Source organism: Thermobispora bispora DSM 43833, from assembly GCF_000092645.1.
GTDB lineage: Bacteria > Actinomycetota > Actinomycetes > Streptosporangiales > Streptosporangiaceae > Thermobispora > Thermobispora bispora.
This window is the reverse complement of sequence record NC_014165.1, coordinates 3,404,111-3,430,021: the sequence shown is the minus strand read 5'-3', so window position 1 is coordinate 3,430,021 and position 25,911 is coordinate 3,404,111. Positions and strand designations below refer to the sequence as shown.

The window sequence follows — 25,911 nt, the reverse complement described above, 5'->3', positions numbered from 1 at the left end:
CTCGCAGCGGGCCGCCGCTGAGCGCGCGTCCGGGTCCCTTCCGCCCGAGAGGTGGCCGTAGTGCGGGAATTGCCGTGGCCTGCCAAGGTCTATGTCGTCACGCTCGCCGGAGCGGCGGCCTTTCTGCTCGCCGGGGACCTGCTCGAACCCGGAGCCCTCTCCGCGGGCGACTGGTCGACGACCCTCGTCCTGGGGCTGCTCTTCCTCCTCTGTGAGTCCGCCCCGACCCTGCTCAACGTCCCGCACGTCGCGGTCTCGGTGAGCTACTCGGCCGCGCTCGCCGCGGTCGTGCTCGTGGGACCGGTGGGCGCGGCGCTGGTCGGCCTCACCGCGGTGGTGAGCGTACGGCCGGGCATCCCCCTGGTGAAGCGGCTGTTCAACGGCGCCCAGTACGTGATCTGCGGCTACGCGGCGGGCTGGGCGTTCCTCCGCGCCGGGGGCGAGGTCGGGCTGCCGCAGGTCGAGGACTTCCCCGGCATCCTCATCCCCTACTCCGCCGCCACGGTGGCGTTCGTGGCGGTCAACTTCGTGCTCACCGCGGTCATCGTGCGGCTCGCCCGCGAGGTGGGCCGGGGGCAGGTGCTGCTCCGCCCCATGGTCCAGTTCCTCGGGTCGTACGTCGGGTACGCGGTCTTCGGCCTGCTGATCGCCGCGCTCTGGGTGACCGTGCAGTCGATCTCGGCGGTGCTCGTCCTGCTCCCGCTCTTCGTGGCCCGCTGGGCGTTCGGGCACTACCACGCCGAGCAGCGCTCGTACGACGCGACCATCGCCGCGCTCTGCCAGGCGGTGGAGACCAAGGACTACTACACCCGCGGGCACTGCACCCGCGTCTCCCTGGCCTCATCGATGATCGCTGAAGAGATCGGGATGGGCACCGAGCGGCTCCGCGCGATCAGGTACGCGGGCATGCTCCACGACGTCGGCAAGCTCGGCGTGCCCACCAAGGTCCTGCAGAAGGAGGGCAAGCTCACCGAGGAGGAGATCGCCGCGATCCAGCTCCACCCGATGCGCGGGCTGGAGATCGTCCGGGGGATCGACTTCCTCGATGAGGCGTTCGCCGGGATCATGCACCACCACGAGCGGTACGACGGCAAGGGCTACCCGATGGGCCTGGCCGGCTCGGAGATCCCGGAGTTCGCCCGGATCATCGCCGTGGCCGACGCCTTCGACTCGATGACCTCCGACCGGGCCTACCGGAAGGCGAAGCCGATCGAGGTCGCGGTCGCCGAGCTCCGCAAGAACGCCGGCACGCAGTTCGATCCGGAGATGGTGTACGCCTTCATCAAGGCCCTCGAGCGGAAGGGATGGAACCCGCCGCAGACCGTGTCCGGGCCACCGCCCGCCGACGCCGCCGAGACCGCGGTCCGGGACCACGACGACCCCACGGCGCCGATCCAGGTGGGGTCCGAGCGATGAAGCGGCGGCGGCTACCCCTGCGCCCCGATCAGCAGCCGCAGCCCGGGCAGCTCCTGCTCATCTGCGCGGCCGGGGCGCTGATCGTGGCGGGCATCGCGCACACGGCGGTCACCGGGCTCGCCGACCCGCCGATCGCGGTCGGCTTCGGCGCGCTGATCGCCGCGGGCGAGCTCGCCCGGCTCATGATGCCCGGCAACCGGGAGGTGGCCCCGGTCTCCACGGCGGCCGCCCTCGGCTACGCCCTGCTGCTCGACGTCGGCGGCCGGCAGGTGCAGCACCCGGCCCTCCAGGTCGTCGCGGTCATGGCGGTCGGCATGATCGCCGGCGCGCTCCCGCACGTCGCCGTCGGCCGGCCGCCCCGGCTCGACGCCATGGCGCGGCGGCTCCTGTCCGGCTCGCTCCTCGCCTTCGCCTACCGCCCGCTGGCCGAGCCGCTCCACCGGATCGCCCGGGACGACGGCAACTGGTGGCCGGCGCTCGGCGTGATGGCCGCCCTCGTGGTCGCGATGCTCGCGGTCGACACCGTGATCGCGGCGATGCTCCGGGTCGAGCAGGTCGCGACCGCGTTCGGCGTCGCCGTACGGGACGAGATCCGGATGGCCGTGCCGCTCGGCGCCGCGGTCGGCTCGTCGGGCATCCTGCTCGCCCTCGCCTCGCACAGCATGGGCATGACCGCGCTCCCGGCGTTCGCCGCGCCCCTGCTCGTCACCCAGGTGGCCTTCCGTAAGTACGCGGGGATCCGGGCGACGTACCTGCAGACCGTGCGCGCGCTCAGCCGGGTGACCGAGGTCGGCGGCTACGTCGAGCCCGGCCACTCCCGCCGGGTCAGCCAGCTCGCCGTCGCGGTCGGGCGGGAGCTCGGCATGTCCGAGCCGCAGCTCCTCGAGCTCGAGTACGCCGCGCTCATGCACGACATCGGCCAGCTCTCGCTCCGGGACCCGATCCCGGGCGGGGCGACCGTGCTCGTCGACCCCGCGCAGGCGCGGCGCATCGCCGAGCTCGGGGCCGAGGTGATCAAGCAGACCGGGGTGCTGCACAACGTGGCCGAGATCGTCCGGCGGCAGTGCGACTCGCGCGCCGAGGCGCCGCCCATGGCGAGCCGGATCATCAAGGCCGCCAACGCCTACGACGACCTGGTGAGCGGCTCGACCGACCGGGACCGGGCCGCCGCGGCGCTGGAACGGCTCCGGCTCGCCTCGGCGACCGAGTACGACCCGCAGGTGGTCGAGGCGCTGGCCCGGGTGGTCGAGCGGATGGTGCCGATCACGCCCCGCATCTGATCACGCGGCGCGCCCGGGGCCGGCCGCGGGGATCTTTCCGGCGCTCGCCTGCCGGACCGCACGGTGATCGGCTTGTAGCATGGGTCGCATTCCAGCCGTCCCAAGTGCGTGCCGGTTGTGGGTTATTTGTGGCGAACCTACAGATTGATCGCCGGTGTTCAGTCGGAAACGGGCGGTCGGCGGCGGCGCGGATCGCCTTAAGGTGGGCTCGTGTCCGACTCACTCCTCCCGCCGGCCGCGGCGAGATCGCCGGTTCGATCACCTGGCCGCGCCGCGCTGCTTGACCGCCAGAGATCCGTGAGCGGGGACGGCGACACCGGGCCGGTCTCCCGGACGAGGAAGGCCTGATCTGCTACATCGCTAGCGAAGGAGAGTTCCGGGTGGTCGAGGTATGCGCTGAGATCGTGGCGAACGTCTGGAAGGTCGTCGCCCAGGAGGGCGACGTCGTCAAAGAGGGCGACACGATCGTCATCCTCGAGTCGATGAAGATGGAGATCCCCGTCGTGGCCGAGGAGCCCGGCACGGTCACCCACATCAAGGTGGCCGAGGGCGACGTGGTCCGGGAAGGGGACCTCATCGCGGTCATCGAGTGACGCCGCGGGCCCTCACAGCCGGGCGAGGAACCGTTCGCGGTCGACCACGACGCGTTCGATCGTGCCCGTGCCGAGCAGCGTGCCGGCCCGGTCGACGGCGGTGAAGGAGAAGACCAGCCGCCGGCCCTCGACCGCGGTCAGCTCGGCCGTGACCTCGACGTCCATGCCGATCGGGGAGGGCGCACGGTGCTCGAGCACCACCTTGGTGCCCACCGTGGTCTTCCCCTCCTCGAGGTGCGGCCGGACCGCCTGGACGGTGGCCCCCTCGGCGAGGGCGAGGAGGCGTGGCGTGCCGAGCACCGGGACGTCGCCGCTGCCCACCTGGATCGCGGTGTCCGGCTGCCCGACCGTTACGGAGACCGTGGCGCGCAGACCTGGAGCGAGCGTCATGGGGAAAGCCTATTAGGCGGCCGGCTTGGGTTATGGGCCGTGGGCGGCTACCGTGATCATGGCGGCGCGCCCCCGGCCCGCCGCTGATCCGGTACGTCATGCCACGGCCTCCGTGCGCCGCGTGGCAGGACGGGGCCGTCTGGAACGGTTTGCCCGCCGTCGAACGGCGATGGGGGCGGATACCCGATAGGCTCGGATTCCGACCCCGAAGTGGAAGCCCTGCTCGTTCAGGATTCCGTGATCCCATCGATATCGCCACGCGATATTGACGTGTTTTTCTTGGACAGCCTTCGGGGGTGGAGTGACATAGGGGGTACTGGCCGTAAATGGTGGCCCAAGGGACGACCCTGGCAGGGCGTTACCGGCTGGACGCCCGGCTCGGTGCCGGGGGGATGGGCGAGGTCTGGCGGGGTGAGGACACCGTCCTGGCTCGTACCGTCGCGGTGAAGGTCCTCCTCCCCGGCCGCCTCAACGAACCGGGGTTCGCGGTCCGCTTCCAGAACGAGGCCCGGGCGATGGCGACCATCAACCACCCCGGTGTCGTCGACGTGTACGACTACGGGGTCACCGAGGTCCCCGGCGACGGGCCGACCGCCTTCCTGGTCATGCGGTTCGTCGACGGCGAGCCCCTCGACCGGCTGCTCACCCGCCTCGGCCGGATCGGCCCCGAGCCGACCATGGACCTGATCGCCCAGGCCGCGTCCGCGCTCCAGGCGGTCCACGACTCGGGCATCGTCCACCGGGACGTCAAGCCGGGGAACCTCCTGGTCCGCTCGGACGGCACCCTGGTGCTCACCGACTTCGGCATCGCCCGCGCCGAGGGCGGCAGCAGGCTGACCGACGCGGGCATGGTGCTCGGCACCGCCGCGTACTGCGCGCCCGAGCAGGCCGAGGGCTACCCCGTCACCCCCGCCGTCGACATCTACGCCCTGGGCGTGGTGGCGTACGAGTGCCTGGCCGGCCACCGGCCCTTCGACGGCGACTCCCCCGTGGCCATCGCGCTCAAGCACATCCGGGACCAGCCCCCGCCGCTGCCGCCCGACGTGCCCGGCCCGGTGCGCGCCGTGGTCGAACGGGCCATGGCGAAGGACCCGGCGCACCGCTGGCCCTCGGCCGAGGCGATGAGCCAGGCGGCACGGCAGGCGATCGAGGCGATCAGCGGGTCGTCCCGGGAGGCGTACCGGCCCGGCCAGGCCGTCCGCCCGGCCGCGGAGAGCCACCCCGGGCACGGGCCGGACGAGCGGCTCGGCACCCGGGAGGAGTGGCCGGACGACCGGGACGAGGACGCGTCGACCGTGGTGTCGCCGCGGCACGACACGCGTGCGGCCCGCCGGGCCCGGCGGCAGCGGAAGCGGGGGGTCGCCGGGCCGATCGTCGCGGGCATCGCCGGGTGCGCGGTCGTGGTCGGGCTCGCGGCCGCCGGGATGAAGACCCTCGCCTCCGCGGGCTCCGCGGCCCCCGAGCCCAGCACGCCGCAGGTGACCTGGGCCACGTCGTCGCCGGCCGTGACGCCGTCCCGGACCTTGCGGCGCCGGACGGCCACCCCGACCCCGCGGCCGACGATCACCCAGTACCGGCCGCCCTCGCCCCGGCCGAGCCCGTCTCCCAGCCGGTCGCCGAGCCCGTCACCGTCGCCTTCGCCGAGCCCGAGCAAGAACCTCGTCACCGTGCCGAAGCTGATCGGCCTCGTCGAGCGCTCGGCGAAGGTGCGGCTGACGCAGCTCGGGCTCCAGCCGAAGGTCACCTACACCGGCACCGGCGAGTGCTTCGGCACGGTGACCGCGCAGCAGCCGGCGGCGGGGGCGAAGGTTCCCGAGAACTCCACGGTGACGATCACCGTGCCGAAGCAGGCGTGCGAGTCGCCGTCGCCGACGCCCAGCCCGTCGGGCAGCCCGGTCGTGCCGCCCAGCCCGCCGGCCTCGCCGTGAGCGTCACACCCCCGTGGTGTTGCGCGGATAGGCCACCTCGGGGTCGGTCGCGATGTTCACCAGGTACGGCACGTCCGCCTCGAACGCCCGCCGCAGCGCCGGGCCGATCTCGTCGGGCGAGGTGACCAGCTCGCCGGCGCCGCCGAGCGCGGCCACCACCTGGTCGTAGCGGCACGCGGGCTGCAGGTCGGCCGCCACGTCGTAGCCGTACAGCAGCCGCATGGGGTGCTTCTCCAGGCCCCAGATGCCGTTGTTGCCGCAGATCATCACGACCGGGAGGCGGTGCCGTACCAGGGTGTCCACGTCCATCAGGGAGAACCCGGCCGCGCCGTCGCCGAGGAGCAGCACGATCTGCGAGGACGGCCGGACGAGCCGGGCGGCGATCGCGTAGCCGAGGCCGGTGCCGAGGCAGCCGAACGGGCCCGGGTCGAGCCAGTTGCCCGGCCGGCGCGGCTCGAGGTACTTCCCGGCGTAGGACACGAAGTCGCCGCCGTCCCCGATGATCACGGCGTCGTCGTCGAGCACCTTGTTCAGCTCGCCGTAAATCCGCATGGGGTGGATCGGGTCGGCGTCGGAGTTGAGCAGCTCGGCGTCCTTGGCGATCGCCGCGGCCGCGGTGTCGCGCAGCGTGGTCAGCCACGGGTCGTACTTCCCGGGGTTCACCCCGGCGGTGCCGCAGGCGGTGGCGAGGCCGCGGAAGACGGCGGTGAGGTCACCGGCCGCCGAGCCGGAGAGGCCGACGTGCGTGGCGATCTGCGACGGGGCGTCCACGATGTGGACCACCCGGGCGAGCGGTGCGCCGTCCTTGCCGCCGAACCAGCCGTAGTTGAGCCGGAAGTCGAGCGGGGTGCCGGCCACCAGCACCAGGTCGGCCTTGCCGAACGCGGTACCCCGGGCCCGGGTCACGAGCAGCTCGTGCCCGGAGGGCAGGATGCCCCGGCCCTGGCCGTTGAGGACCACGGGGATCCGCCACTCCTCGGCGAACTCCCGGGCGGCCTGCTCGGCCGCGTTCAGCCACACGTCGGAGCCGAGCACGAGCACCGGCCGCTCCGCCTCGGCGAGCAGCCGGGCGATCCCGGCGAGCGCGTCCGGGTCGGGGTCGAGCCCCTTCGGCACCTCCGGCCGCGGGGTGAACTCCTGCGCCGGGGCGAACAGGTCGTCCATGTAGAAGTCGAGGAAGACCGGCCCGCGGTGCGGCTCGAGGGCGGTGCGGAAGGCGCGCTCCACGTCCTGCCCGATCGAATCGGCGCCCGACCCGGTGAAGGCGAGCTTGCTGACCGGCTCGACGAGCGGCGGGTGGTCGAGCTCCTGCAGCGCGCCCGAGCCCCAGCGGGAGCGCGGCGCCCGGCCACCGAGCACCACCACCGGCGAGCCGTTGAAGTGCGCGGTGGCGATCCCGGAGACCCCGTTGGTGATCCCGGGCCCGGCGGTGAGCACGGCGAGCCCGGGTTTGCGGGTGAGCCGCGCGGTCGCCTCGGCGGCGAAGACCGCGCTCTGCTCATGGCGGACGTCGACGATGCGCATGCCCTCATGGACCGCGCCGTCGTAGAGGGGGAACACGTGCCCGCCGGACAGGGTGAACATCGTCTCGGCGCCGTACGCCTTGGCGACGGCGACCGCGACATCGCCTGCGTGCTTCGAGGACTCCATGCCCGGGAACCTACCAGTGAGTCACTTTGCTGCCCAGACTCACCCTCCGGCGGTGCGGACGCGCGCGAACCGCCGCCGACGGGCGGGAGACCGGGGCCGGGCGTGTGACGGACCGGCATCCCCCTCCGCGGCGATGGCGGGCCCGCGGACGCGGCTAGGGAAGCAGCGGGAACCGCGTGACGAACCGGCGCTGCCAGGGCGTCTCCACGGCGCGGCTCGCATAGTTCGCGCGCACGTAGGCCACCGCCTCCGACCTGGGCACCCCGTCGAGCACGGCGAGGCAGGCGAGGGCCGTGCCGGTGCGGCCGTATCCGCCCCGGCAGGCGATCTCCACGCGCTCGTACGCCGCCCGCTCCCACGCCTCCCGTAGCGCCTCCACCGCCGCCGCGGGATCGCGCGGCAGCCAGAGATCGGGCCAGCGGATCCACCGGTGCTCCCAGGGGACGGGCGGCGGCCGCCGGCCGAGCAGATAGAGTGCGAACGCGGGCGCCGGGCCGGGCGGGAGCGGCCGCCGCAGCCCTCTGCCGCGGACCAGCCGGCCCGAGGGCAGGCGGAGCACCCCCGGCATGGCGGGATCCCAGGTGGCGTCGCCGTCCGCTCTCGTGTGCGCGCCGGGCTCCCCGTGGCTCACATCCCCTCCCCGGTGGTGCGGCACCGTGTCATACTGCGCACGGTGATGATGAAATGACACAGGGTAATGGATTCTTTGCATACGCCGTCCCCCGTCCGGTGCCGGGGCGGCCCGTCCGGCGATATGCCCCGGCCCATCGGCGCCCTCACCTCGCCCACGCCCCCGATTCCCGGCCGCGTGCGCCCGGCCCGGCCGTACCGCTCCTAGGGCCGGCGGAGCCGGGTGACGAACTTGTACCGGTCGCCCCGGTACAGCGACTGCGCGTACTCGACCGGGATGCCGTCCGCGTCGAACGCGTGCCGGGTCAGCAGTAAGAGCGGCAGCCCGACGTCCACCCCGAGCAGCTTCGCGTCGTACGGCGTGGCGAGCACGGTCTCGATGGTCTCCTCGGCGTCGGTGAGCCGCACGTTGTACGCGTTGTGCAGCGTCTCGTAGAGCGAGGAGTGCGCCTCCAGCTCACGCCGCAGCCGCGGGAACCGGCGGGCGGACAGGTGGGTGGTGTCGATGGACATCGGCTCCCCGTTGGCGAGCCGGAGACGGTGGATGCGCAGCACCCGGCCACCGGGATTGATGCCCAGGCGCCGGCTCAGCGTCTCGTCCGCGCTGATGTAGCTGATGTCCAGGATCTTGGTGTCGGGCTCCAGACCGGCCGTGCGCAGATCCCCGGTGTAGGAGGTGAGCTGCAGCACCTGCGCGACCTTGGGCTGGGCCACGAACGTGCCCTTGCCCTGGATCCGCTTGAGCCGGCCCTCGATCACCAGTTCCGCGAGCGCCTGGCGAACCGTCGTCCGGGACGTTTCGAAGCGCACGGCCAGGGCCCGCTCGGGCGGCAGCGCGCTGCCCGGGGGCAGGGTCTTGGTCAGCTCCAGGAGGCGCCGTTTGACCTCGTAGTACTTCGGAACCCGGGGAGATTCGTCGCTGTGCTCCGTCACATGTCCACCTTCGAATTCGCCACGGCGGTACCGCTGACCACCGCGAGATCATCGGACCTCACGCCGGCCCGGCCGGTCAACCGTAACCGGCACCGGGGCACAGCCGGTGGACGGAAGCATCCCATGGGCGTTCGCGGGTCCGCGCAAGGGGGCGCGCCCGCGTGGACCGCGACCGGGCGCGGCCGGTGGCGCCGGCCGGCCGCCGGCCGCCCGCGGCGGCGATCCCGCCACGGGCCCGCGCATGGGCGCCGCGCACGCCTCCTTCCCGTGCCGTCACGGTGCCGGGGCGGTTCGGCGGGCATTCGGGGCTCAGGATCCGAGGGACGCGCCGCGCGCCCGTGCCGCCGGCGGCGCGGAGGATCCGGATTGTGCACGACAACCGATAGGACCGTGCCATGGATGCATATTGCCAGGTAGCCGGGGCGGATTGGCCTTCGGGCCGGAATCGGACGCATGATGCACTTGTGCCCACTCTCACGGAATTGATCACCAAGTACACGGCGCTCGGGCCGGCGGACGTGGAGTGGATCCACTCGCTGATCTCCGACTGGCAGCTCCTCGCGGACCTGTCGTTCGCCGACCTGATCCTCTGGCTCCCCACAAGGGACAAGGGGTGGGTCGCCGTGGCGCAGATGCGGCCGACCACCGGGCCGACCGTCTACCACGACGACGTGGTGGGCACGCGGCTCGCCCATGGACAGCGGCACCTGCTCGAGGTCGCGTGGTACGAGCACCGGATCTGCCGGGAGGGCGAGCCGGACTGGTCGAGCGGCATCCCGGTCCGGGAGGAGAGCATCCCGGTACGGCGGGGCGTCGGCGGCCCGGTCATCGGGGTCGTCCAGCGGTCGACCAACCTCTCGTCCGCCCGTACGCCGTCCCGGCTCGAGCTCACCTACCTGCAGAGCGCCGCCGACCTGGCGCAGATGGTGGCCGAGGGCCGGTTCCCGTTCATCGAGGAGGAGCCGAACCTGGTCAGGTCGCCCCGGGTGGGCGACGGGCTGCTCCGGCTGGACCGGGAGGGCCGGGTGGCGTACGCGTCCCCGAACGCGCTCTCGGCCTACCGCCGGCTGGGCCTCCACGCCGACCTGCTCGGGGCGGACCTCGGGCGGACCACCGCCGAGCTGTGCTACTCCGACGAGCCGATCAACGAGGACCTCATGCTCGTCGCGAGCGGCCGGGCGCCGAAGGAGATCGAGGTGGAGAACCGCGGCACCGTGGTGCAGCTCCGCGCGATCCCGCTGATCGTCGGTGAGGGCCGGATCGGCGCCCTGGTGCTCGTCCGCGACGTGACCGAGCTGCGCCGCCGGGAGCGCGAGCTCCTCACCAAGGACGCGACGATCCGGGAGATCCACCATCGGGTCAAGAACAACCTGCAGACGGTCGCGGCGCTCCTCCGGCTGCAGGCCCGGCGGCTCACCAACCCCGAGGGGCGTGAAGCGCTCCACGAGGCGGTCCGCCGGGTCGGATCGATCGCGATCGTTCACGAGATCCTGGCGCAGATGCCGGAGGAGATGGTCGCGTTCGACGACATAGCGGACCGGGTGATCCAGATGACCGCCGAGGTGTCGGTGGCGAAAGTCGTGACCGCGCGGACCGGCAGCTTCGGCGTCCTGCCGGCCGCGGTGGCCACGCCGATCGCGATGGTCCTCACCGAGCTGCTGCAGAACGCGGTGGAGCACGGGTTCGCCCACCGGTCCGGGAGGATCGAGGTCGTGGCGTCGCGCGCCACCGACCACCTCGAGTTCGTGGTCGCCGACGACGGCAAGGGCCTGCCCGCCGATTTCGATCTCGAGTCGAGCGGCAGCCTGGGCCTGCAGATCGTCCGGACGCTGGTCGTCTCCGAGCTGTCCGGGCGGCTGGAGCTCTCGGCGCGGCCGGGGGGAGGGACTCAGGTCAAGGTCAGCATCCCCATCCAGTCCTGGACCTGACCACGCGCCGGGCGGGAGCGGGGGCAGATGCCGTGCTCCGGCCGCCGGACCCCGGGCCGCTCAGGCCAGCGCGCGGACGCGGGCGCGGGCCGCACGGCGCTTGAGCGCGCGGCGCTCGTCCTCGCTGAGGCCGCCCCAGACCCCGGCGTCCTGGCCGGTCTCCAGCGCCCACTTGAGACAGGCGTCGATCACCGGGCACCGACGGCAGACCTGCTTCGCCTCTTCGATCTGCAGCAACGCGGGGCCGGTGTTCCCGATGGGGAAGAAGAGCTCGGGGTCCACGTCACGGCAGGCAGCTCGGTGGCGCCAGTCCATGCGTTGTCAACTCCTTCGCAGCGGAGCCGGGCGGGCGGCTCCATAGGGCCGGTCAAACTTTGTGAAGAACTTCACTAAGTACCGCGGACGAGTACCCGATCCACGTTGGTTCGGGGTCGGCGCGGTGATCGCGGGGTCGGCGGTTGGCGTCGGGCGGTCACCCAAACGTCCTACGTTCCGACGTCACACTCAGCTTTTCAGCGATTGCAGGCGCACACAAGGGGTTTGTGGCAAGGTTTTGGCGATTGAGGGTGTCGGATAAGTCACACTATTACGTTGGGTAATCAATCACACGACGACCTGTAGTGCATCCGGCACGGCCCGGAAGGTCACCGACTCGTATTCGCCCAGGTAGTCGCCGTCCAGCTGGAACGCCACCGGCCGCGAGGCGGCGAGCGTGAACTCCGTCACATCGTGCAGCTGCACCAGCTGCTCACCCTTCGGTAACGACTCGCGCGGCCCGATGATCTGCCGGGCGAGCCCCAGGACCGCCGGCAGCGACATCCGCTTGAGGCCGAGCAGGTCGAGCCCGGTCTCGAACGAGGCGAGCGGGGTCGGGTTGATCGGGATCGATCCGGCGTACGTCCACGGCGCGGTGTTCGACACGATCGCCAGGAAGATGCCGTCGACGTCGGGGTGGCCCGGGCGGGTCAGCCGGAGGGCGGGGTGGCGCCGGTCGGTCACGAAGAAGCGCCGGACCGTGGTGGCCACGTACCGGGTCGGCAGGGCCCGCTGCCCGGTGCTCCGGATCCCCTCCACGGCCCGGACGACCTCCGCGTCGAACCCCAGCCCGGCGCAGAAGGTGAAGTGGCGGGAGACGGTCCGGCTGACGCCCGCGCTCTCCTCGCGCCAGATCGCCTGCCCCAGGCCGATGGTCCGGCGCCGCCCGGCGGCGAGCGCTTCGAGGACCGCGCCCGTCGCCTCGACCGGGTCGTTCGGCAGGCCGAGGGCCCGCACGAACACGTTGGCGCTCCCCCCGGGGATGGCGGCGAACAACGGCCGCTCGCGCGCCGGCCGATCCGGCTCCGCGGTGAGCAGCCCGTTGACCGCCTCGTTGATCGTGCCGTCCCCGCCGAGCACGATCACCGCGCCGTACCCCTCGGCGTGCGCCCCGCTCGCGAGGGACCTCGCGTGGCCCCGGTAGGCGGTCTCCTCGACGTGCAGGTCCACCTCGCTCTCCAGCGCCCGGATCAGCACGTCCCGGACGCGCTCATTGGTCGAGGTGGCCTTGGGATTGACGAGGAGGAGAGCCCGCATGCGGCAAGCGTAACGAACGGTTCACCGGAACCACGGCCGGCGCCTCGGGCGCAGAGGGACGGACCAGGCCGATAAGGTTGACCCGTGACCAGCAGCTCCGTCGCCGGGCGTCCCGGCACCGTCACCGCGGCCGCGGCCATCGTCGCCGCGCAGGGCCTCTTCACCCTGGTCATGGCCGGGTACGTGCTCGTCGAGACCTTCATCGGCACGCCGGCCGATCTGGTCTCCTCGATCGCTCTCGCCGGGTTCGGCCTGGCGACCGGTGCCGCCCTGCTCTGGGTCGCCTGGGGCCTGTGGCGGACGGACCGCTGGAGCCGCGGCCCTGCCGTGGTCATCCAGCTCTTCGTGCTGCCGGTCGCCATCATGCTCATCCGGGCCGAGCAGTACGCCTACGGCGTCCCGCTCGCGCTCGCCGCGGTGAGCGCGTTCGTCCTCCTCCTCGCCCCATCGTCCACGCGCGCCCTGATCGGAGAGGACGAACCGCCCGGCGCGCCCGGATCCTCCCGCCGGTGAGCGGAAGGATCCGGGGCGCTCAGTCTTCCGCGGTCAGCCCCTCGCGGAGCTGAGCGAGTGTCCGGGCGAGCAGCCGCGACACGTGCATCTGCGAGATCCCCAGCTCGTTCGCGATCTGGGACTGGGTCATGTTCCCGAAGAACCGCAGCAGCAGGATCCGCTTCTCCCGCGGCGGCAGGCGCTCCAGCAGCGGCTTGAGCGACTCCCGGTACTCCACGCCTTCGAGCGACTCGTCCACGATGCCGAGCGAGTCCGACACGGCCGGCGCGTCCTCGTCGCCCGAGTCCGGAGCGTCGAGGGAGACCGTGGAGTAGGCGTTCGCCGACTCGAGCCCTTCGAGCACCTCCTCCTCGCTCATCTGCAGGTGCTCGGCGAGCTCGGCGACGGTGGGCGCCCGGCTCTCCCGCTGGGACAGCTCGCTGATCGCCTTGGTCAGCGAGAGCTTGAGCTCTTGCAGCCGGCGCGGCACCCGGACCGCCCAGCCCTTGTCCCGGAAGTGACGCTTGATCTCACCGACGATCGTCGGGGTGGCGTAGGTGGAGAACTCCACCCCGCGGCTCAGGTCGAACCGGTCGATCGACTTGATCAGGCCGATCGTCGCGACCTGAGTGAGATCGTCGAGCCATTCGCCTCGGTTGCGGAACCGGCGGGCGAGGTACTCGACGAGCGGCATGTGGAGTTCCACCAGCTCGTCACGAATTCGCTGACGCCTGGGATCGTCCGGCGGCAGCTGCGCCAGCTCCGCGAAGAGCACGCGTGCGCGCACGCGGTCCGGCACAGCCGAGTCGCCGGAGGTCATGGCACTCGTCCTCTCCGTCACGCCGGCCTCGCCAAGGTTCTGCGCTTACGCAACACGATCGCCATGGAGTCGCCCTCGCCGCCGATGGCCTCCACCTCGTCGGCCAAGGCCGTGAGCACCATCCAGGCGAAGCCCTCGCGGTCGGGCGAGACGGCCCCCAGCGTGGTGACCTCGACGCGGACCGTCATCTCCTCGCCCGAGAGCTCGAACTCCGCCCGGAGATCGGTACCCGGTACCGCGTGCCGAAGGAGCATCGCACAGGCCTCGTCCACCGCGATGCGGAGGTCTTCGATTTGATCGAGGGTGAAATCGAGACGGGCCGCCAATCCGGCGGTCGCCGTTCGCAGCACGGATAGATAAGCGCTCACGGCTGGCAGCCGGACGCTCACCACGTCACGCACCCCGGTCACATCCACCGCAGGCGTCTCGGTTTCCTCGGTCACGTTCCTCCTCGCCCCTTCGAGGCGGCTCAGTGCCGCTGTCTGCAACCTACCGCCAGTTGTGCGAGGGTGCTTCTCTGGGACGCGCCGATTGTGGTGATCCTTGGGGATATCTACGTGTAAATTCCTCGGCTTATCGCGCCGCTGTGCCGCTGATTTCCGTATGCCGCCGAACCGGGCGCGCGGAAGCGGCCGCAACCCGCCTCCGTGCGGGAATGACGTGTGATTGGCGGTGGCATTGCCGTCGCTTTGACGGCCCGCTCGCACACCGCGCGGTCAAGGGTTTCGCGGCCCGCGAACCGGTTCCGCGGTGTGCGAACCACCCTCGGCTCCGGCCGGCCCGTACTGCTCCCGGTTCCGGACCTTGAGGCCCTCGGTTCCGGCCTCTGCGCGGGGTGCGTGCCGCGGCACCCAGGTCCGGCCTCCGCCGGCGAGTTCGGCTCCGTCCCCGCGTGGGGCGCGCCGTGCAGCGGCTCCCCGGCCCACGGCGGTGAGCGTTCCGCCGATCGCGGAGCCCATGCCGCCGGCCCGGGGTGGCCGCGGAACCTCCCGCCCGATCACATCCGGTACGGCACGCCTCCGGAGCACGCCGGGCCGGGCGGGCGGCCGGGCGCCGGGCCGGTGGGCCCGCCCGAACCCGCGCGGAGTGCCGCCGTGGACCCGGGGGAGTTCCCGGAGGCCCGCGGGAGCCCGCGCGGCGGGATGGTGGGCCCGATCTCGGTCACGGCCATGCCCGGAAGCCCCGCGGGAGCCCGCTGGTGGACGCCCCGGAGCCCGGGAGAGACACCGGGGCGTGAGGAGACACCCGTGAGAAAGCAAGGCGGGCCGGGCCCGAGCGGCCCGGCCCACCCCGTGCGCGAACTCAGGCGGCCTGCTTGGTCTCCCAGAAGATCTTGGAAATCTCCTCGATCTTGGCGAGGAGCTGGTCGGCGATGGCGGGGTCCACCGTGCCCTTCGCGCCGGCGGCGCCGGCGAGCTTGGTCGCCTCCCAGAAGAGCTGGTGCAGCTGGGGGTACTTCTCCAGGTGCTGCGGCTTGAAGTAGTCGGTCCAGAGCACCCACAGGTGGTGCTTCACCAGCTCCGCCCGCTGCTCCTTGATGAGCAGGGCACGGGTCCGGAAGACCGGGTCCTCGTTCTCGGCGTACTTCTTGATGATCGCCTTGATCGACTCGGCCTCGATGCGGGCCTGCGCCGGGTCGTACACGCCGCAGGGCAGGTCACAGTGCGCGGAGACCTCGTGCCTGGGTCGCAGCAGTCGTGCGAGCATCTGAAGTCCTTCCTAGGAATGCTGATCACAGCATTGGTCCAGAACCGACGTTACCCGTTCGCGTATTTCACGGTGGAGGCGACGTGCTCATCGCCGTCCGTGTCGCCGGCGAGTCGATGCTGCCGGCGCTGCGCCCGGGAGACTGCCTGCTGGTACGGCGCGGCGCCCCGATCCGGCCGGGGGACCTGGTCGTGGCAAGGCGGCCGCACGGCCTGATCGTCAAGCGGGCCTTCCGGCTGATGCCGGAGGGGTGGTGGCTGGAGAGCGACAACCAGTCGGCGCCCGGGCGGCAGGACAGCTGGGACTTCGGCGCGGTGCCCGAGCGCGAGATCGTCGGGAGGGTCATCCTCCGCTACTGGCCCCGGCCGGCGTTCCGGTTCCCCCCGCCCGCGTGGCACGCGGGCTGAGCGCCCGGCCGGCGCGCTCGCCCCATGCACGACCCGGCGCGCGCTCGTGAGCGGCCCGGCGCGCGCGCTCGTGAACGGCGCGGTGTGCTCGCGGACGGCCCGGGTGCTCGCCCGCGGACGGCCCGGCGCGGGCTCGCGCCCGCGCCGCCGCGATCAGGCGCCGCGCTTGCGCGCCCGGTAGGCGGCCACGTTCGCGCGGCTCGCGCACCGCTCCGAGCAGTACCGCCGCGACTTGTTCGACGAGGTGTCGAGGTAGACGTTCCGGCACGGGGCGGCCTGGCACACCCCGAGCCGGTCCACGCCCAGGGTCGTGATGACGGTCGCCAGCCCCATGACCGATCCGACGGCGAGGGCGTCGGACACCCGGCCGCTCTCGGTCAGGTGCATGTGCCAGCGCTGCCCGTCGTGGCGGCAGATCTGGGGGTGGACGGGGTGGCGCACCAAGAGCCCGTTGATCCGCTCGACGACGTCCTCCTCCTCGCCGCGCGCGGCGGCCTGGAAAACCTCGGACAGTTCCTCGCGGAGTTCGAGCAGTGCGTTGAGGTCGCGTCGCGTGACCCGTTCGGCGGCGGCGGAGCGCCCGTGCTCTTCGAGTAACCTGCGCAGCTCACCGAGGCCCGTGAGTCGGTCCCCCCGATTGACCAGCACGACGGCCAGTTCGGCGTACGACGTCAAATCCACTGGGACGCCTACGGTCTTGGTAAGAGATCACTACTCGCCCGAGTATTACATGTGGCGGATCACAGGGGAACACCGGTAGGCTAATGATCTGTTGCCTCTTTAAAAGCCTCTGTTTCGCCGTGTGGCACAATCGAAAAACGGGTGACCCCCGTACCTCTTCCTGAGACGACCGGCGACGAGGAAGGCGACCGGCGGCTACCGAAGCCTGGGCCTCCCGATCCGCGGCGTCTACCGAAGGTAAGTCTCTGACACTGGGGTCGCTGTGACCGTTTCACCTGCATCACTGCAATCTCTCGATCTCGATCCGGCTTTCGCGTTGCATCGCGGAGGCAAGCTGGAGGTTCGTTCCACCGTTCCGGTTCGGGACACCGGCGATCTGTCCCTCGCGTACACGCCGGGGGTCGCGCGTGTCTGCACGGCGATCGCCGAGAATCCGGAACTGGCCACCGACTACACCTGGGTCTCGAACGTCGTGGCCGTGGTCACGGACGGGACCGCGGTGCTCGGCCTCGGCGACATCGGCCCGGCCGCCGCGATGCCGGTGATGGAGGGCAAGGCGCTGCTCTTCAAGGAGTTCGGCAAGATCGACGCGGTGCCGATCTCCCTCGACTGCACCGACGTGGATCAGATCGTCGAGACCGTGGTGCGTCTCGCCCCGTCCTTCGGCGGGATCAACCTGGAGGACATCAGCGCGCCGCGGTGCTTCGAGATCGAGAGCCGGCTCCGTGAGCGGCTCGACATCCCCGTCTTCCACGACGACCAGCACGGCACCGCGATCGTGGTGCTCGCCGCCCTCCAGAACGCCGCGCGGCTCACCGGCCGCTCGCTCGCCGATCTGCGCGCGGTGGTCGCCGGCGCCGGTGCGTCGGGGGTGGCGGTCTCCCGGATCCTCATCAACGCCGGCATCGGCGACATCGCGGTCGCCGACTCGAAGGGCATCCTGTACCCGGGCCGCGGGGGGATGAACCCGGTGAAGGAGGCCCTGGCCCGCGACTCCAACAAGGCGGGCTTCACCGGGTCGGCCGAGCAGGCGCTGGCCGGCGCCGACGTGTTCATCGGGCTGTCCGGGGCGACCGTCTCCGAGGAGGCCATCGCCTCCATGGCGCCCGACGCGATCGTCTTCGCGCTCTCCAACCCCACGCCCGAGATCGATCCCGCGGTGGCCGCCCGGTACGCCCGGGTGGTGGCCACCGGCCGCTCGGACTACCCGAACCAGATCAACAACGTGCTCGCCTTCCCCGGGGTCTTCCGCGGCGCCCTTGACGTGCGGGCCACCGACATCACCGGGAACATGAAGGTGGCCGCGGCGAACGCGCTCGCCGAGGTGGTCGGAGACGATCTCTCCGAGGAGTACGTGATCCCGTCGCCGTTCGACCCCCGGGTGGTCCCCGCCGTCTCCGAGGCGGTCGCCCGCCAGGCGCGCGAGGACGGCGTCGCCCGCCGGTGACGATCCGCCGGTGACGATCCCCGTCGCACTCGTTTCCTGAATCGCTTACCCCGCACGACCGCGAACGCACGACGCGCACGAGCCGTGATCACCCAGTGATCACGGCTCGTTGCGTTCCGTTGACCGACACGCCGTTGTGCATGGGAATCCCTTTAGATAATCACGCTCCGTGCTATAAAGAGAGCTCTCCGTTACCGATGGCTGTGCCTGTCCTGGTGAAGAGCGATGCGACGTCCCCCCGAGCTGCCGCGTGCGCGGCGCCTCGCCGAGCCCGGGCGGGCCCGGAAGGGCCTGGCCCGCCTGCTGAGCATCCTCGGCTCGGCCCGTCGGCTCCCGAAGATCCCGCCGTGGAGACCCCGGTCCGGCGCCATGCCGTACCGGATCCCAGGACCGCGTGAGCCGGAGCCGGCCGGGCCGGTGACGGTCTCCCTCGCGCGGCTCGGGCCGCGGGTGGCCGCTGCGGACACCTGCCCATCGCGTGGAGCCATCCCTCTCGACCTGGGACAGGAGTTCCCCACGACGTGGGAGGAGGGTGTGGCAAGCGTGACCGCACTGTGGAAGGCCGACGTCGAGCGACGCCGGTTCCTGCTCGACTCCACCTTCGTGATCGGCGCCGGTTCGGCCGGGATCATCCGGTGGCTCGCCGAGCCGGCCGGCGAGCGGATCTCCGCCTCGGGCCCGCGCCGGGTCGGGGTCGCCGACGTGGCCGCGATCCGCGAGGTAACGCGCTCGTTCAGCGAGCTGGACAACCGGTACGGGGGCGGGTACATCCGGGGGCCGGTGGTGCGCTACCTGCACACCGCCGTGACCCCGCTGCTGCGCGAGGGCTCGTACGGTGAGGCGACCGGGCGCGAGCTCGCCTCGGCCGCGGCCGAGCTCACCCGGCTCGCCGGCTGGATGGCCTACGACCTCGAGCAGCACGGCCTCGCCCAGCGGTACCTGCTCCACGCGCTCGGGCTCGCCAAGAGCGCGGGCGACCACGGGCTCGGGGGCGAGATCCTGGCCGGCCTCAGCCACCAGGCCATCTACATCGGGCACCCCAAGCACGGGCTGGAGCTGGCGCGCGCGGCCGCGGTGGCGGCCCGGCGCTCGGGGGTGTACTCCCTGCTCGCCGAGGCCCGGGTGCTGGAGGCGCACGCGCTCGCGCTCCTCGGGGACAGGTCGTCCTGCGCCGTGTCGCTGCACGAGGCCGAGCGCGCCTTCGACCGGCGCTCCCCGGAGAACGAGCCCGCCTGGATCCGCTACTTCGACGAGGCCTACCTCTCGGCCAAGGTCGCGCACTGCCTGCGGGACCTCGGCGACGGCGCGCAGGCGGTGGCCCACGCCCGGCGCTCGCTGATCATGGACGGGCGGTTCGTCCGGGGCAAGATGTTCAACCTCTCCCTGCTCGCCTCCGCCCTGCTCCAGGAGGGGGAGCTGGAGGAGGCGTGCTCCGCCGCGTCCGCGGCGCTCGACCTGGCGAAGGGCATCCGGTCCACGCGCACCCGGTCGTACGTGCGCGACATGCGGCGGCGGTTCGCGCCGCACGCCACGGAGCCGTGCGTCGCCGAGCTGCTCGAGCGGGTGGGGGAGTACGCCGGCGGCCACAGCGGCGACCACGCCGGGCGGCGCGCTACGGTCATGGTCTGAATCCGCCGGTCCGCCGGATCGGCCCCGCCACGCGGATCGCCGCGGGCGACGTCATCGCGATCCGGAGCCGCCCCCGCGTCCCGCCGCGGTGCCGGTGCCGCGCTCCCCGGCCTTGGCCGTGCGCCCGAACGAGATCGGCTCCGCCCGGGCCGCCCGGGCGGCCGTGTAGACGGTGAACAGCTCCCCGTCGAAGTACGGCGACACGCCGGCGCCGTCCCGCGCCGCGGTGGCGATGGTGATGCCGTTGAGGTAGCCGAGGCCCGTGCTCTTCCGGTAGCCGGTGAGCCAGAGAGCGCCGTCCACCAGCGACGGGGCCGTCGAGCGGACGCCCAGCAGGAGCTCCGCCTTGATGGCCGCGTCTTCCGCCTTGAACGTCCGGCCGGACCAGAGGGCCGGCGCGCCGGCGGTCTGGTCTCCGCCACCGGCCCGGGTCTTGCCCGGGGCGGGCGCCGGATGGCCGGCGAGGCGGACCGATCGCCCGGGCAGCAGGTTGTAGGCGATCCCCTGCCCACCGACCAGGTCACCGAGCCGTCCGGTGCGGGTGAGCGTGACGCCCACGTACCGGGTGGTCCCGCCGGTCTTCACCCGGTAGGCGATGCCGCCGGTGAAGGCGGCGTACCGGGCCCGGTTCGCCAGGTCGACCTCGCCGCGAGGCGCGAGCCCGTCGTACACGGCGACGAAGGCGTAATCCCGGTCCGCGTCCCGGTACTTGGCGAAGTCGCGGTGGGTGAAGGCCTGCTTGCCGAGGAAGATCCCGTACGGGAACCTGCCGCGCTGGTGGCCGGGGATGAAGATCCACCGGCGGTGCGGCTTGCCCGATGCCGGGTCGAATACACAGTGTCCCGCCGTTGCGACGAGGTTGCGATGCGTGGACTGCACGGCGGTCGCCGAGCACCAGTGCGGCCTGCCGTCCGCGCCGACGAAGAACGCCTTGCCGAGCGTCCTCGGCGGGCCGACGTGCTTGGCGGACGCCGGGGCCACGCGCTGTGCGGTGCCCGGGGACACCGAACCCGGCCGGCCGTCGGGATGCGGGCCGCCCAGGAGGACCCGCCGGGGCGTTATGGCGATGTCCGGACGGTACGGCGTCGCCGCCTCGAGGGCGCGGCCGCCGTCTCGCAGCCAGTAGGTGAGCACGGAGGCGGCCTGCGCCTCCGAGGTGAGGGGGGCACTCACGGTGATGTCGTAGGCCAGTGCGGGCGCCGGCACCAGCGACCCGATCAGCCCGATCAGTGCCGCCGCACCCCATGAGAGACCCCATATCGGGATGCGTCGCAACGGAGACTCCTCGCGCTGTACGTGGAACGCTGCTGCGCCCCATGCGTCAGTGAAGGGGATCGCAACGGAACATACAGCGCCGGAGCGTCACGCCGGAAACGATCTCGGAACGAGACGGAAGAGCACGGAATAGGAAGAGGGCCCGGCTCGGCCGGGCCCTGCCGGAGGAGAAGACCGTCAGCTCGGTGTCCCGCCGGGGATCAGGCGATCCGCCCGGACCACCGGCTGGCGGCGGTCTTGTAGACCTGGTAGGTCTCGCCGTCGAAGTACGGCGAGATGCTGGTGTCGTACCGCTGGTTGCCGTCGGTGTCGGAGACGCCGATGGTCACACCGTTCAGGTAGCCGAGCCGGCGGGCGCTGGAGTAGTTGAGCAGCCAGGCCGAGCCGATGGCACCCTGGCCGGTGAAGGAGGACCGGATGCCGATCAGCTCCTCACCCTTGATGGCCGGGGCCTGGACGCGGAAGGTCTTGCCGTACGACCACTTGAGGGTCAGACCGGTGAACGCCCGGTTGCCGTCGGGGTGGGACCCGCTCGGGTAGCCGAAGACGTAGTGGTACGTGCCGATCTTCTGGTTGTAGGCGAGACCCTGGCCACCGACGTTGTCGCCCAGGCGGCCGACGTCCTTGATCTTCGGCAGCCGCTTCCGGCGGTCCCAGCCGGTCACGGTGACGCCGTTGTAGACGGTCACGAACGCGTAGTCGCGGTCGCCGTCGTGGTAGACGTCGAAGTCGTAGTGGGTGTACGCGGTCTTGCCGACGTAGATGCCCCAGGGGGCCTTGCCCTTGTAGTACCCGGGCACGAACACCCAGTTGCGGAGGGTCGGCCGGTTGCTCCGCGTGTCGTAGACGCAGTGGCCGGCCGTGGCGACGAGGTTGCGGTACTGCGAGTGCACCGCGGTCGCCGTGCACCAGTGGGGCTTGCCGTCGGCGCCGGTGAAGAACACCTTGCCGACGGTGCGCGGCAGGTTGACGTTCTTGGCCTTGCCCGTCGCCTTCCCGGCGCCGCCGGTGGGCGAGACCAGGCCGGGCTTGCTGTCGGCGAGCCCGCCGCCGGTGCGGATGTGCCGGGACGGGACGGACGTCTCCACGTTGTACGGCGTGGCGGCCTGGAACCGCGACGCCCGCTCGTTCCACCAGTACTTCAGGACCTGCCACGCCGCGTAGTTGGTCGCGGCGAGGTTGTCAGCGGCAACGGTCCTCCTGGCCGCCTCGGCGGGGGTGGCGAGGCCGGCGGCCAGCAGGCTGACGGCGGCGATGGCGCCGCCGGCGGCGATGGTGCGCTTCAAAGAACCTCTCTCCTCGGTCTGTCGTGAGACGGTCTTCTTCGCCTCAAGCGCCAGTAAAGAGATGTCAAAGAACCTAACCGTCGGCGACCGTGGGCGCTCGGCTTTCCCGGCCCCGCCGTCGGCGGCCCGGCGGCGTTATCCATCCGTGACATTCACCCCTGAGCCATTCCTAGGTGGAGTGAAGGCGGCGAATCCGCTGATGAACGGCGGTTCCGGTGGATGCGGGCGCCGGCGGGCGCCGGCTGCGGCGGGTCTTGGCGGCGGCGATGGATGTGAGCAAAATCACATAGTCTGGATGGCACCGATTGGCCGAGTTGTTCGTCTAAACCGCTCCAATCTGGACAAATGCTTGAGCGCCCTTTCCGGCGGGCCGGCGGCGGGGACGTGAACCCGTGAACGCCCGCTCGTCAGGGTGTGACGCGCCCATCCGGGCTCTGGTTCGGCACCGTCCCGGGCGAGGGCGCGCATGCGCGCCGGACCTCGGCCGCTCCCGGTCCGGCGCGCGTACGGAATCACTTCCAAGGACGGCGTCACCGGACGAGCGCTTCACGGCCCGCAGGCGACGCCGCCGGCGGTGCGGCGCCGGCACGTGCTGCGCTCGAGGCGGCGCTGCCCGGCCGTGCGGGATCCGGGCATGGCACCGCGATGAGGATCACGCCACCCACGCGGCCGTGCCGCCGCGCGGGACGGGGCACCGTCACCACGGGTCCGGCGGATCGATCTCCGCAAGGCCCTCCTCCCGCGTCAGGCGCAGCCAGCGGGTGATGCCGAGCGAGGCGAGGAACGGCAGGTCGTGGGAGGCGACGACGAGCGCGCCGCGATAGGCGGCGAGGGCCTCGACCAGCCGGTCCACCGCGGGCATGTCGAGGTTGTTGGTCGGCTCGTCGAGCAGCAGCAACCGCGGCGGCGGCTCGGCGAGCAGGACCGTGGCGAGCACCGCGCGCAGGCGTTCCCCGCCGGACAGGGCCGAGGCGGGCAGCTCGGCCCGGTCCCCGCGGAACAGGAAGCGGGCGAGCTCCGCGCGGATCCGGTTCACCGAGGCGCCGGGCGCGGCGGCGCGCACGTTCTCCAGCACGCTGCGCGACCCGTCGAGCACGTCGAGCCGCTGGGGCAGGTAGCCCACGCCGTCGACCGTGACCCGCACCGTCCCACCCGCCGGGGCGAGCTCACCGGTGATCGTGCGCAGCAGGGTGGTCTTCCCCGCCCCGTTCGGGCCGAGCAGCGCGATCCGCTCCGGGCCGCGGAGGGTGAGCCGCACCGGCGGATGCCCGGCCGGGGTCGTCACCTCCTCCAGCACCGCGACGGTGCGGCCGGCCGGGACCTCGGTGCGGGGCAGCTCGATGCGGATCGCCGGATCCTCGCGCGCCGCCTCCGCGGCCTCGGCGAGCCGCCGCTGCGCGGCCGCGAGCCGGTCCTGGTGCAGCGCGCGCAGCCTGCTCGCCGAGACCTGGGCCTCGCGCTTGCGCGCGTTCATGACGATCTTCGGCTCGCGCTTGTTGGCGTACATCTTCGCCCCGTACCGGGACCGCCGGGCGATCCGCGTCTCGGCCTCGATGAGCTCGCGCCGCTGCCGCCGTACCTCGGCCCCGGCATTGCGCAGCTCCCGCTCGGCGGCCTCCCGCTCGGCGGCGAGCGCCTCCTCGTAGGCGGACAGGTTGCCGCCGAACATCCGGATCCGGCCGCGGGACAGGTCGGCGATCTGGTCGACGCGGTCGAGCAGCGCCCGGTCGTGGCTCACCAGGACCATGACGCCGCGCCACGCCGCGACCGCGTCGTAGAGCCGGTGCCGGGCGTCGAGGTCGAGGTTGTTGGTGGGCTCGTCGAGCAGCAGCACCCGCGGCCGCCGCAGGAACTGCGCGGCGAGGCCCACCATGACGGCCTCACCGCCCGAGAGCGTGCCCAGCGGGCGGTCGAGCCCGACGTGCCCCAGGCCGAGCCGGTCGAGCTCGGCGCGCGCCCGCTCCTCGGCGTCCCAGTCGTCGCCGATCACCGCGTACCGCTCGGCGAGCTCGGCCTCGGACAACCCCCCGCGCTCCAGGTCGCGCAGCGCCCGGCGCACCTCCGCGATGCCGAGCAGCTCGGCGACGGTCCGGCCGACGTCGAGCGGCAGGTGCTGCGGCAGATACCCGGCGTCACCCGCCACGCGGACCGTGCCCGACACCGGCCGCAGCTCACCGGCGATCAACCGGAGCAGCGTCGACTTGCCGGATCCGTTCGGCCCGATCAGCCCGGTACGGCCGGGCCCGAACGCGACGTCGAGCCGATCGAACACCGGCGTGCCGTCCGGCCAGGAGAACGACAGCTCCGTGCAGACGATGGAGAACGACGAAGAAGACGAAGAAGACACGGTGGGGCCTCCTCGGCATTCCTGGGATGACGGGCGGAAACGGCGGAGACACCGCGAACGCGCCACGGACGGAATGCCGGGGCACCCGGGAAACGGAAGCGCGCGAGAGAGCCATGCCGAGGTCTCAGGCGACGCCGCTGCCGACGGCATGCGTCGCGGCGGCGGTCGCGGTGCCGGACCTCAGCTCTCCACTCGGGTGCTCCCTTCGGCGACTACGGTTCGCCGCCGACCTTACCCACCGCGCATGTCCGGGGCAACGGATTATCCGGCCTGCGCCGGCGGGGGCATCCGGCCACCACGGCGGCGATGGGGCGTGGGAAGGCCGGGGAGGGGGAGTGGCGGCCCGGATCAGCCGGTGGCCTGGCGGGCGGCCCGGAGGTAGACCAGGCGCGCGGCCGCGTTGAAGTAGGGGGTCGAGATCGCGTTCAGCCGGCCGCCGCCGTTGAGGTTCCAGGTGAGGCTGGTGATCCCGACCAGGTAGCCGGTCCGGGTGACCGCGTTGTAGCCCACCACCCAGGGGCCGCCGCTCGCGCCCGAGGTGAAGCCGCAGTGGGGGAGCCGGACGCCCCGTTCGAGCTGCCACGTCGGGGCCTTGACGGTCTTGCGCTCGGTCGTGCCCGCGCAGGACACCACCGACTGGCCCGAGTACGGCCGGCTGCCGTCCGGGTGCGCCCCGGCCGGGTAGCCGAAGACGGTGACCTTCCGGCCGAGCGACAGGTTGGCGGCGAAGCGGAACGCCCCCACCTTGTCCTCGAGCCGGCCCACGTCCACCATCCGGTACTGGACCTTGCCGCCGACGGTGTACGGCTGCCAGGCGAAGCCGCGGTGCACCGTGACGAACGCGTAGTCACGGTCGAAGTCGCCCTTGCCGGAGAAGTCCTCGTGCATGTAGAGGGTGTGGCCGACGAAGATCCCCGCGTCGGCCTTGCCGTCGCGGTACGACGGGATGAAGATCCAGTTCTCTACCGGCTTGTTCTGGTTGAGGGCGAAGGCGCAGTGCCCCGCGGTCGCCACGAGGTTGCGGTGCTGCGAGTGCACCACCGAGGCGGAGCACCAGTACTCCTTGTCCCCGACCTTGAAGAAGACCTTGCCCACCATGGGCGGGGCGCTCGCCGCGGCCGCGGCGGCCGGGCCGGCGGCGGTGACCGCGGCCCGCGCGGGCGCGAGCTCCGCCGATGAGCTCATCGCCCGGGTGGACGAGGACGGCTTGGTCCGCGGCTCGTAGCTGCTCGCCCGCTTCAGCCGTTCCGGGCTCCAGTACGCGGCGACCCGCTGCCTATCGGCCGCGGTCGGGGCGAGCGGGTACGCCTGGATCCTGGTGGCCGCGGCGCGGCTCGCGCTCTGCTGCTGGGACGCCGGCGAGGCCACGGCCGGCGTCCCCGGATGGGCGAGCACGGCGACCGCGCACACGGCGGCGGCGATGCCGCCCTTCCGGAGCGCGAGTCGCCCGAACATGGCCACCTTCCCTGCTGGAGATCTGGAAACTAAGGGGCAATTTTT

23 protein-coding genes are annotated in these 25,911 nt (G+C 72.2%); 9 read left to right on the top strand and 14 right to left on the bottom strand.

The features are described from left to right. Positions 1–60: 60 nt before the first annotated feature. The 3 genes from TBIS_RS14470 to TBIS_RS14460 all read left to right on the top strand — a co-directional run bounded on the left by TBIS_RS14470 (position 61) and on the right by TBIS_RS14460 (position 3,289). Positions 61–1,416 (top strand): HD-GYP domain-containing protein, encoded by a 1,356-nt coding sequence (locus TBIS_RS14470; RefSeq protein WP_013133150.1) that lies wholly within the window; start codon positions 61–63, stop codon positions 1,414–1,416. Further along, positions 1,413–2,696 carry an HD-GYP domain-containing protein gene (locus tag TBIS_RS14465; RefSeq protein ID WP_013133149.1) on the top strand — a complete coding sequence of 428 codons (1,284 nt, stop codon included), beginning with the start codon at positions 1,413–1,415 and terminating at the stop codon, positions 2,694–2,696. Before TBIS_RS14470 ends, TBIS_RS14465 begins: the two co-directional genes overlap by 4 nt. A 380-nt stretch (positions 2,697–3,076) precedes the next feature. Continuing rightward, positions 3,077–3,289 (top strand): biotin/lipoyl-binding carrier protein, encoded by a 213-nt coding sequence (locus TBIS_RS14460; protein WP_013133148.1) that lies wholly within the window; start codon positions 3,077–3,079, stop codon positions 3,287–3,289. A 12-nt stretch (positions 3,290–3,301) separates the two neighbouring features. Here TBIS_RS14460 and TBIS_RS14455 read toward each other — a convergent pair whose 3' ends face one another. Beyond that, entirely contained in the window at positions 3,302–3,679 is a 378-nt protein-coding gene (locus TBIS_RS14455) for a thioesterase family protein (RefSeq protein ID WP_013133147.1), read from the bottom strand. A 326-nt stretch (positions 3,680–4,005) separates the two neighbouring features. Here TBIS_RS14455 and TBIS_RS18280 point away from each other — a divergent pair, with 326 nt between their 5' ends. Continuing rightward, positions 4,006–5,607 (top strand): serine/threonine-protein kinase, encoded by a 1,602-nt coding sequence (locus TBIS_RS18280; protein ID WP_013133146.1) that lies wholly within the window; start codon positions 4,006–4,008, stop codon positions 5,605–5,607. Between the two features lie 3 nt (positions 5,608–5,610). Here TBIS_RS18280 and TBIS_RS14445 read toward each other — a convergent pair whose 3' ends face one another. From TBIS_RS14445 to TBIS_RS14435, 3 genes are all read right to left on the bottom strand, one after another. Then, complete coding sequence (locus TBIS_RS14445) at positions 5,611–7,257, bottom strand: acetolactate synthase (protein WP_013133145.1); 1,647 nt, start codon at positions 7,255–7,257, stop codon at positions 5,611–5,613. A gap of 154 nt (positions 7,258–7,411) precedes the next feature. After that, positions 7,412–7,825, bottom strand: a complete 414-nt coding sequence (locus TBIS_RS14440; RefSeq protein WP_041432374.1) for a protein-tyrosine phosphatase family protein — start codon at positions 7,823–7,825, stop codon at positions 7,412–7,414. 266 nt (positions 7,826–8,091) lie between these two features. Beyond that, a complete protein-coding gene (locus TBIS_RS14435; RefSeq protein WP_013133142.1) occupies positions 8,092–8,820 on the bottom strand; it encodes a GntR family transcriptional regulator in 729 nt (242 codons plus the stop codon). 464 nt (positions 8,821–9,284) lie between these two features. Between TBIS_RS14435 and TBIS_RS14430 the strand changes: the two genes are divergently transcribed. Then, entirely contained in the window at positions 9,285–10,748 is a 1,464-nt protein-coding gene (locus TBIS_RS14430; protein ID WP_013133141.1) for a sensor histidine kinase, read from the top strand. Positions 10,749–10,808: 60 nt separating this feature from the next. Here TBIS_RS14430 and TBIS_RS14425 read toward each other — a convergent pair whose 3' ends face one another. Further along, positions 10,809–11,063 (bottom strand): WhiB family transcriptional regulator, encoded by a 255-nt coding sequence (locus TBIS_RS14425; protein ID WP_013133140.1) that lies wholly within the window; start codon positions 11,061–11,063, stop codon positions 10,809–10,811. 288 nt (positions 11,064–11,351) lie between these two features. Next, entirely contained in the window at positions 11,352–12,320 is a 969-nt protein-coding gene (locus tag TBIS_RS14420; RefSeq protein WP_013133139.1) for a diacylglycerol/lipid kinase family protein, read from the bottom strand. 84 nt (positions 12,321–12,404) lie between these two features. On the opposite strand from TBIS_RS14420, the gene TBIS_RS14415 reads away from it, so the two are divergent. Continuing rightward, complete coding sequence (locus TBIS_RS14415) at positions 12,405–12,833, top strand: hypothetical protein (RefSeq protein WP_013133138.1); 429 nt, start codon at positions 12,405–12,407, stop codon at positions 12,831–12,833. A 19-nt stretch (positions 12,834–12,852) separates the two neighbouring features. On the opposite strand, the gene TBIS_RS14410 is transcribed toward TBIS_RS14415, so the two are convergent. From TBIS_RS14410 to sodN, 3 genes are all read right to left on the bottom strand, one after another. Then, positions 12,853–13,653 carry an RNA polymerase sigma factor SigF gene (locus tag TBIS_RS14410; protein WP_041431628.1) on the bottom strand — a complete coding sequence of 267 codons (801 nt, stop codon included), beginning with the start codon at positions 13,651–13,653 and terminating at the stop codon, positions 12,853–12,855. Continuing rightward, the gene (locus TBIS_RS14405) at positions 13,650–14,075 is read right to left on the bottom strand and encodes an ATP-binding protein (protein ID WP_013133136.1); all 426 of its coding nucleotides are present in this window, start codon (positions 14,073–14,075) and stop codon (positions 13,650–13,652) included. The genes TBIS_RS14410 and TBIS_RS14405 overlap by 4 nt, the downstream gene beginning before the upstream one ends. Before the next feature lie 859 nt (positions 14,076–14,934). Then, entirely contained in the window at positions 14,935–15,339 is a 405-nt protein-coding gene (gene sodN, locus TBIS_RS14400) for a superoxide dismutase, Ni (protein ID WP_013133135.1), read from the bottom strand. Between the two features lie 83 nt (positions 15,340–15,422). Here sodN and TBIS_RS14395 point away from each other — a divergent pair, with 83 nt between their 5' ends. Beyond that, on the top strand, positions 15,423–15,746 hold the full coding sequence (locus tag TBIS_RS14395; protein WP_013133134.1) for a S24 family peptidase: 324 nt from the start codon (positions 15,423–15,425) through the stop codon (positions 15,744–15,746). A 153-nt stretch (positions 15,747–15,899) separates the two neighbouring features. Here the strand turns inward: TBIS_RS14395 and TBIS_RS14390 are convergent, their stop codons facing one another. Then, positions 15,900–16,427: a CGNR zinc finger domain-containing protein gene (locus TBIS_RS14390; protein ID WP_013133133.1), complete on the bottom strand. Its 528-nt coding sequence runs from the start codon at positions 16,425–16,427 to the stop codon at positions 15,900–15,902. A gap of 262 nt (positions 16,428–16,689) precedes the next feature. On the opposite strand from TBIS_RS14390, the gene TBIS_RS14385 reads away from it, so the two are divergent. After that, positions 16,690–17,874 carry an NAD(P)-dependent malic enzyme gene (locus TBIS_RS14385; protein WP_013133132.1) on the top strand — a complete coding sequence of 395 codons (1,185 nt, stop codon included), beginning with the start codon at positions 16,690–16,692 and terminating at the stop codon, positions 17,872–17,874. A gap of 225 nt (positions 17,875–18,099) precedes the next feature. Next, complete coding sequence (locus TBIS_RS14380; protein WP_013133131.1) at positions 18,100–19,503, top strand: NsdA family TPR-like regulatory protein; 1,404 nt, start codon at positions 18,100–18,102, stop codon at positions 19,501–19,503. 51 nt (positions 19,504–19,554) lie between these two features. Here TBIS_RS14380 and TBIS_RS18875 read toward each other — a convergent pair whose 3' ends face one another. The 4 genes from TBIS_RS18875 to TBIS_RS14355 all read right to left on the bottom strand — a co-directional run bounded on the left by TBIS_RS18875 (position 19,555) and on the right by TBIS_RS14355 (position 25,866). Further along, positions 19,555–20,676: a trypsin-like serine peptidase gene (locus TBIS_RS18875; protein WP_148231535.1), complete on the bottom strand. Its 1,122-nt coding sequence runs from the start codon at positions 20,674–20,676 to the stop codon at positions 19,555–19,557. 302 nt (positions 20,677–20,978) lie between these two features. Beyond that, positions 20,979–22,064: a trypsin-like serine peptidase gene (locus tag TBIS_RS14365; protein WP_013133129.1), complete on the bottom strand. Its 1,086-nt coding sequence runs from the start codon at positions 22,062–22,064 to the stop codon at positions 20,979–20,981. A gap of 697 nt (positions 22,065–22,761) precedes the next feature. Next, positions 22,762–24,411 carry an ABC-F family ATP-binding cassette domain-containing protein gene (locus TBIS_RS14360; RefSeq protein WP_013133128.1) on the bottom strand — a complete coding sequence of 550 codons (1,650 nt, stop codon included), beginning with the start codon at positions 24,409–24,411 and terminating at the stop codon, positions 22,762–22,764. A 348-nt stretch (positions 24,412–24,759) separates the two neighbouring features. Beyond that, complete coding sequence (locus tag TBIS_RS14355; RefSeq protein WP_013133127.1) at positions 24,760–25,866, bottom strand: trypsin-like serine peptidase; 1,107 nt, start codon at positions 25,864–25,866, stop codon at positions 24,760–24,762. Positions 25,867–25,911 lie beyond the last annotated feature (45 nt).